This window comes from Brevundimonas sp. (assembly GCF_036402095.1).
Lineage (GTDB): Bacteria > Pseudomonadota > Alphaproteobacteria > Caulobacterales > Caulobacteraceae > Brevundimonas.
This window is the reverse complement of sequence record NZ_DASWTO010000064.1, coordinates 1-4974: the sequence shown is the minus strand read 5'-3', so window position 1 is coordinate 4974 and position 4974 is coordinate 1. Positions and strand designations below refer to the sequence as shown.

Genomic DNA, 4974 nt, shown 5'->3' with positions numbered 1-4974 from the left:
GAGTCTCTCCCGCGTCCGCCGCCGCTTGCGCACAGGCCAAGGCCATGTGCATGAACCGCTCATCATGGCCAGCCATCCCCGAGACAACGACAAGAAGCCGCGCCCGCGTCAAGACGGCGACCGCGACGGCCCCCGCAAACCGTACGTCAAGCGCGCCGAGGGCGCGGACGATCGAGGCCCCCCCAGGGGGGGCAAATCCTTCGGCAAGCCCGCGGGCAAGTCTTCCGGCGGGGCGGGCGGCAAGCCTTTCAACAAGGATGGAAAGGGCGCCGCCAAGGCGGATGAGGGACCCAAACGCAGCGAACGCATCGCCAAGGCCATGGCCCGGGCGGGCATCGCCTCGCGCCGCGAGGTCGAACGGCTGATCGGTCTCGGCAAGGTGGCGGTGAACGGCAAGATCCTCGACACGCCCGCGACGCTGGTGACGCGCGACGACGTCATCACCGTCGACGGCAAGCCGATCGGCTCGGCCCAGGCGACGCGGGTATGGCGCTATCACAAGCCGGCGGGCCTGCTGACCTCGCACACCGACCCGGCCGGGCGGCCGACGGTGTTCGACGCCCTGCCGAGCGGCCTGCCGCGGGTGATCTCGGTCGGGCGGCTGGACCTCAACACCGAGGGGCTGCTGCTGCTGACCAACGACGGCGAACTGAGCCGGGCGCTGGAACTGCCGTCGACGGAGCTGGTGCGTCAGTACCGGGCCCGCGCGCGTGGGCGGGTGACCCAGTCGCAGCTGGACACGCTGAAGGACGGCGTCACCGTGGACGGCGTGCGCTACGGTCCGATCGAGGCGACCCTGGACAAGGCCAAGGGCGGCGACGACGAAAAGCAGTCGGCCAACCTGTGGATCAGCGTCTCGATCACCGAGGGCAAGAACCGCGAGGTGCGCAAGGTGCTGGAGCACCTCGGCCTGACCGTGAACCGGCTGATCCGCCTGGCCTACGGGCCGTTCCAGCTGGGCACGCTGCCGACGGGATCGGTCGAGGAGGTGGGGCCCCGCGTGATCCGCGAACTGCTGGCCGAACATATCCGGCCCGAGAACCTGCCGACCGGCAATACGGTGGCGACGCCGGCGCCGATTCCGGGGCGACGCATTTCGACGCCGATCGTCAAGGGAAGCTCGGGTTCGGCCATCTCGGACCCGTCGCGCAAGCCGAGCCGGGTCCGCGCCGCCGGCGCGGCCGCGGAGGCCGCGGCCGAGCGCGCCGCCCGTCCGCAGAAGAAGCCCGGCTGGGCCAAGGCCTCGCCGAAGTTCGAGCATCCGAAACGGGAGTTCAAGCCGCGCGCCCGTCCGGATGGGGAGGCCGCCGCCGGCGGCGATCGGCCCAAACGCGCGTTCAAGCCGCGCGAGGACCAGTTCATCGACAAGCCCCGGACCGGACCGCGCTCCGAAGCCGGGCGGTCGTTCGGCGGCAAGCCGGCGGCGGACGGCGATCGACCGAAGCGGCCGTTCAAGCCACGCGAGGGAGCCCCGGCGCCACGCGGCGAAGGGCCGACCGGCGGCTTCAAGCGCGGCGGCGGCACGCGGAGCAATCCGCCCGGAGGATCGCGGCCCCCGCGTCCCGGGGCCGGTCCCGCTGGCGGCCGGGGCAGCCCGCGCGGGCCCCGCAAGCCCTAGGCTCAGGCCGCGCGCAGCCGCGTCGCCAGCCGCATCGTGCGCCGCACGACCGTGACGGCCGCGAGGGCGACGATCAGACCGAGCGTCAGCAACAGCATCGGCGGCCCGGCCCGCCACAGCGGCTCGGCCGCCGCCAGCAGGCAGCCGGCGGTCAGGGCGGCCATGCGGTGCGGCTTGGCCCCCGGTCCGGCGAAGTCGGCCTCGTAGCCGAGCGCCCGGCCGAGTTCGCGGATGTAGGCGGTCAGAACGGCCAGCACGGCCGCCAGCCAGCCGAGCAGGGGGCCGAGGTCGGGGCTGACGTGGCGCAGGGCGTAGCCGGCGCCGACGAGGAACAGGGCGTCGGCGATGCGGTCGGGAACCTCGTTCCAGACCGGACCGAGGGGGCCGCCCCGGCCGTGCTCGACCGCCACCATGCCGTCCAGCAGATTGGCGAGCAGCCTGAGCTGGATGCAGGCGCCGGCGGCGACCAGCAGGACGGATCGGAGCCAGCCCGCGGCCTCGGCCGACAGCCAGAAGGCCGCCGCGCCGGCGATGGCGAAGACCACGCTGGAGGCCGAGATCAGGTCGGGGCGGGCGCCGGCCCGCGCCAGGCCGGCGGCCAAGGCCCGGGCCCAGCCCGCGCCGCGGGACTTCAGGGGTCTGCGGCTGTCGGTCATCGGACGCGCTCCAGGCTGGCGACGTAGACGAAGGCGTACAGGGTCGAGACCGTCCACGGCACGGCGATGGTGCGGATCACCTCGGGCGTGCCGGCGAGGCCATGGACGGCGAACAGCAGCGCCCCGATGGCCGTGCAGCTGATCAGGGGCGGGAGCAGGCGGGCCGGCAGGCCGGTCAGCCGGGCATGGCCCGCTTCAAGGCCACGCTTCATCACCAGGGTGATCAGGGCCGACAGCGCGCCCTGGACGGCGAAAGCCGGCAGCATCGCTTCGGGTCCGTGACCCCGGTTGGCGAAGGCCGCCCAGCCGCCCATGGCGACGAAGGCGAAGGCCACGTGCAGGGCCGTCGAGCGCAAGGGATGCGTGTTTTCGGCCAACTGCGCCATACTGCCCCCCGGTAGCGATTCCAGAAGGCACTCTAGGCCATGATCGAGGCGGTGACAGCGGGACTCGACCAGGTGCGGCCGCCACTGCTGTGGGGCTTCGGCGCCGTGTTCGCCGTGCTGCTGCTCGCCTCGGCCCTGGTGCTGATCCTGCCGGTGCTGAAACCCGCCGGAGACTGGCGCGAGCTGCGCCTCAGGGTGTGGTCGTGGTGGGTCATGATCGCCCTTCTGGCCGGTTCGCTGGCGCTCGGCTGGATCGCGGTGACCCTGCTGTTCGCAGCCATCGCCTTCATCGCATTGAGGGAATTCCTGTCGCTGGCCCCGCTGCGGCGCGAGGACCGGCTGGTGGTGCTGTTCGCCTATCTGTCGGTTCCGCTGTCGTTCGGTCTGGTGGCGGCGGGCTGGTACGGCGTCTATCTGGTGGCCATTCCGGTGTGGTTCTTCCTCGCCATTCCGTTCCTGATGGCCATCGGCGGGCAGACCAAGGCCTATCTGGCGACGGTGGCGACCATCACCTGGGCGGTGATCGTCTGCGTCTACAATCTCGGCGTCATCCCCCTGCTGATGCGGACCGGGGACGAGGGCGGGGCGGCCGGGGCGGCGGGCCTGGTGTTCCTGCTGCTGGTCGCCACCGAGGCCAACGACGTGCTGCAGTACTGCTGCGGCAAGCTGTTGGGACGCCGCAAGATCACCCCCACGGTCAGCCCGAACAAGACGTGGGAGGGTTTCATCGGCGGCTGGATTCTGACCGGGGCCCTGATCTGGCTGCTGGTCCCGGTGTTCACGCCGATGACCGGCTATCCGGTGCTGATCCTCGCCCTGCTGCTACCGGTGGCGGGTTTCGCCGGCGACGTGACCATGAGCGCGGTCAAGCGCGATCTGGGCGTCAAGGACACCAGCCGGCTGATCCCGGGGCATGGGGGTCTGCTGGACCGGATCGACAGCCTGACTTTCACCGCGCCGCTCTATTTTCACCTGATGGCCTATTATGCCCTCGACAAATACTGACCGGGCGGCGCGGCCGTTCGGGCCGACGCGGATGCTGTTCCTTACGCTGATCGCGCGCCCGCTCGTGCGCTTCATGACGGGCATGGACGTGTGCAATCCGGAACGGCTGCCGAAGGGCGGGCCGGCGATCGTCGTGGCCAACCACAACAGCCACATGGACGCCTTCATGCTGCTGAGCCTTTTTCCCGCGCGGCTGCTGCACAAGGTGCGGCCGGTGGCGGCGGCGGACTATTTCCTCGCCAATCCGGCGATCAGCTGGTTCTCGCGCCGGATCATCGGCATCGCGCCCATCTCGCGGTCCGTGGCGCGGGGCGAGGACGTGCTGGCCCCGGCGCGGGCGGCGCTGGAGCGGGGCGAGATCATCCTGGTCTTTCCCGAGGGCACACGGAGCAAGGACGGAACCCTGGCTCCGCTGAAGGCCGGCGTGGCGCGGCTGGCTGAGGCCTTCCCGGAGGCGCCGGTGATCCCGGTGTGGATCGAGGGCGCCGGGCGGGTGCTGCCCAAGGGGGCGGTGGCCCCGGTGCCGATGAACTGCACGGCGCTGGTCGGCGAGCCGTTGCTGTGGAGCGGCTCGAGGAGCGAGTTCATGGCCGAGCTGCGGGACCGGCTCGACGCCCTGGCCGCCGAGGCCCCGCCGCAGCGCTGGGCCAACTGAAGTCCGGTTGACGGCGGCGCCAATCCCGCTGATGGAGCGCCCATGAGGATCGTCGCCGGCAGCCTGAAGGGGCGCAACATCGTCGCGCCGGAGGGGCAGGGCACGCGCCCGACGTCCGACCGCGCCCGCCAGGCCGTGTTCAACGTGCTGGAGCACGCCGCGTGGGCCGAGCCGCTGGACGGCGCACGGGTGATGGACGTCTATGCCGGGTCGGGGGCGTTGGGCTTCGAGGCGATCAGCCGGGGCGCGGCCTTCTGCCTGTTCGTCGAGACCGATGAGGACGCGCGGGGCGCGATCCGCGAGAACGCCGACGCCTATGGGGTCATGGGGCGCACGCGGGTGCACCGGCGCAGCGCCACGGACCTGGGGGTGCGGCCGGGCTCCGACGGCGAGGCCTTCGACCTGGCGTTTCTGGACCCGCCGTACCGCAAGGGGCTGGGCGAGCAGACGCTGGTCCGGCTGCTGGAGGGGAACTGGCTCAAGCCCGGGGCGGTGGTGGTGTTCGAGCGGGGCTCGGACGAGCCGGAGATCGACACGCCCGGCTACGACCGGCTGGACGCGCGCGACTATGGCGCCGCGCGCGTCCTGTTCCTCAGGGCGTCACCAGCGGCGCGCTGAGACCCGGTTGTCGAGCTGGCTGCGCAGGCGCGCCAG

6 protein-coding genes are annotated in these 4974 nt (G+C 71.9%); 4 read left to right on the top strand and 2 right to left on the bottom strand.

Going from position 1 to position 4974, the window contains the following annotated elements; translation table 11 throughout:
- Positions 1–64: 64 nt before the first annotated feature.
- Positions 65–1618 (top strand): pseudouridine synthase, encoded by a 1554-nt coding sequence (locus VGD32_RS05570; RefSeq protein WP_331030913.1) that lies wholly within the window; start codon positions 65–67, stop codon positions 1616–1618.
- Positions 1619–1620: 2 nt separating this feature from the next.
- Here VGD32_RS05570 and VGD32_RS05565 read toward each other — a convergent pair whose 3' ends face one another.
- Entirely contained in the window at positions 1621–2274 is a 654-nt protein-coding gene (locus tag VGD32_RS05565; RefSeq protein ID WP_331030912.1) for a CDP-alcohol phosphatidyltransferase family protein, read from the bottom strand.
- On the bottom strand, positions 2271–2660 hold the full coding sequence (locus VGD32_RS05560; RefSeq protein WP_331030911.1) for a hypothetical protein: 390 nt from the start codon (positions 2658–2660) through the stop codon (positions 2271–2273). Before VGD32_RS05560 ends, VGD32_RS05565 begins: the two co-directional genes overlap by 4 nt.
- Positions 2661–2699: 39 nt before the next feature.
- Between VGD32_RS05560 and VGD32_RS05555 the strand changes: the two genes are divergently transcribed.
- Genes VGD32_RS05555 through rsmD form a run of 3 tightly spaced genes read left to right on the top strand, consistent with a single transcriptional unit; the run spans position 2700 to position 4938 of the window.
- Positions 2700–3665: a phosphatidate cytidylyltransferase gene (locus tag VGD32_RS05555; RefSeq protein WP_331030910.1), complete on the top strand. Its 966-nt coding sequence runs from the start codon at positions 2700–2702 to the stop codon at positions 3663–3665.
- A 31-nt stretch (positions 3666–3696) separates the two neighbouring features.
- Positions 3697–4320 (top strand): lysophospholipid acyltransferase family protein, encoded by a 624-nt coding sequence (locus VGD32_RS05550; protein WP_331030909.1) that lies wholly within the window; start codon positions 3697–3699, stop codon positions 4318–4320.
- A gap of 42 nt (positions 4321–4362) precedes the next feature.
- A complete protein-coding gene (rsmD, locus tag VGD32_RS05545; protein ID WP_331030908.1) occupies positions 4363–4938 on the top strand; it encodes a 16S rRNA (guanine(966)-N(2))-methyltransferase RsmD in 576 nt (191 codons plus the stop codon).
- Positions 4939–4974: the final 36 nt, after the last annotated feature.